The sequence below is a fragment of the Maribacter sp. genome (assembly GCF_049667165.1).
Lineage (GTDB): Bacteria > Bacteroidota > Bacteroidia > Flavobacteriales > Flavobacteriaceae > Maribacter_A.
Genome location: NZ_JBATHS010000119.1, coordinates 1 through 1,654 on the forward strand (window position 1 = coordinate 1; position 1,654 = coordinate 1,654).

Here is a 1,654-nt window from a genome sequence, read left to right on the forward strand (position 1 = left end):
TTGTTGAATGGTATTCGCTCCACCTTGTATTCTAATATCCTTTCCTTTGGCTGATTTTCTTGCTTTTTCCAGTGCACTTTCTATTCCGTCATTGATGAAATAAAAAGTTGTTGAACCTTTTTGAACCCAGGGATCCCGTTTTTCGTGGGTCAGCACATAAACATCCGCTTCATATAAATCTTCTGCCCAAACGACTTCACCTTCTTCGAACATTCGTTTTCCCATAATATAAGAGCCTGTTCGTGCAAACACATTGTCAATTAATTTACTGTCCGCTCCGTATTCCTCACCGCCTTCCATTTTGATGTGTTTCCAAAATGCTTTTTGTTTAAACATCCACTGGTGTAGTTTTCCTGAAACACCACCCATTGGATTGTTTGGTCCTCTATTATCGCCTGCGAAAAAACCATCGAGTGATATCCCGCTGTCAAAGATGATTTTGCTCATAATTCTTATTATTCTTCTTCAATTTCAATTGCTATCTTTTTTTTGGTCAAATACAAATTCTTGGTTTTTCAACTTTTTAAATCTGGATCACGTATGAGGTTATCGTTGTTATATCCGTTGCCTTTGAATTTTTAAATTCATAAAAATCGGAAAATGCATATTCCTTACCGTTTACCATCTTCATAATTCCGTTTACCGCTCCTTCTTTTCCGTGGGTAATTACTTTCTCGATAACGCATTCTGCCACCTTTTGCTCTGCCATTGTACGTATTGCCATGAAAAATGATTCCTTTCCTGTAATGGTTTTATCTCCTACCATCGTCCAAACAATATCATCGGTAACACTATCGGTTAAAAATTTAATGTTTCCCTTACCGAAAGCCACATTGAAATCTTTGAGAAATTCCCTTTTCGGCGAATGTCCACAATCTGTTTTTAACGTTATTTTTGCCATTGATCATAAAATTTCGTTATTTCAATAAATATACTTGAAACTTATTTCCATTTGCTGTCCGAAGATTCGATGAAATCCATAAATTCGATTTCGGGCTTTCCATCGAGTCCAATTTCGTCCCGTTGCTTTTGAAATTCCAAGAAAGATGGAACGGTCAAAAGTTCTTTTTGAATCGGTTCATTTTTATACATAGAGTAGTGTACAAATGTCAACCCATTCTGTTTCGTAAAGACATTGTATTGAAATTCGGAGGACTCCAGTTTTTCAAAATCCTTTATAAACTTTGCGATGTTGGCTTTATTTCGTTCAACGAATTCCGCTTTAATTTTATAGGTTACTATTACTGATATCATTTGACTTTAATATTGATTGTGTTTAATAAAATGCCTCGCTGCCACCATTCAATGACAAATGAGAACTAGGGATTAAAATACTTCCTACATAGATTCAGCATATTCTTTGAAATTATCCAAAATGGCCTGCCACCCTTGACGCTGCATTTCCGTTGGATTCTGACCTTCTGGTTCAAATGTTTCCGAAACCGCTATACCATTTTCTGTTTCCGAAAAATCGATGGTTACCTTTCTACCATCATCCAGGGTATATGAAATATGTTCCTTGGGAACCACTTCATCATAGATGCCACCAAAATCAAAGCCCATACTGCCGTCTTTCGCCTCCATTCTAGAACAGAATTTGCCGCCTGCCCTAAGGTCATTTTCGGCTTTTGTGGTATGCCAATCGTCGTTGGCC

General features: G+C 37.2%; 4 protein-coding genes. All 4 read right to left on the minus strand.

Annotation, left to right across the window (positions count from 1 at the left end; translation table 11 throughout):
* The coding region (locus WBM98_RS06235; RefSeq protein WP_424365165.1) for a dihydrofolate reductase family protein at positions 1–447 on the minus strand (447 nt) is incomplete at its 3' end.
* A 76-nt stretch (positions 448–523) separates the two neighbouring features.
* Positions 524–901: a nuclear transport factor 2 family protein gene (locus WBM98_RS06240; protein WP_424365166.1), complete on the minus strand. Its 378-nt coding sequence runs from the start codon at positions 899–901 to the stop codon at positions 524–526.
* 41 nt (positions 902–942) lie between these two features.
* Positions 943–1,254: a hypothetical protein gene (locus WBM98_RS06245; RefSeq protein WP_424365167.1), complete on the minus strand. Its 312-nt coding sequence runs from the start codon at positions 1,252–1,254 to the stop codon at positions 943–945.
* 84 nt (positions 1,255–1,338) lie between these two features.
* On the minus strand, positions 1,339–1,654 hold a 316-nt coding region (locus WBM98_RS06250), incomplete at its 5' end, for an SRPBCC domain-containing protein (RefSeq protein ID WP_424365168.1).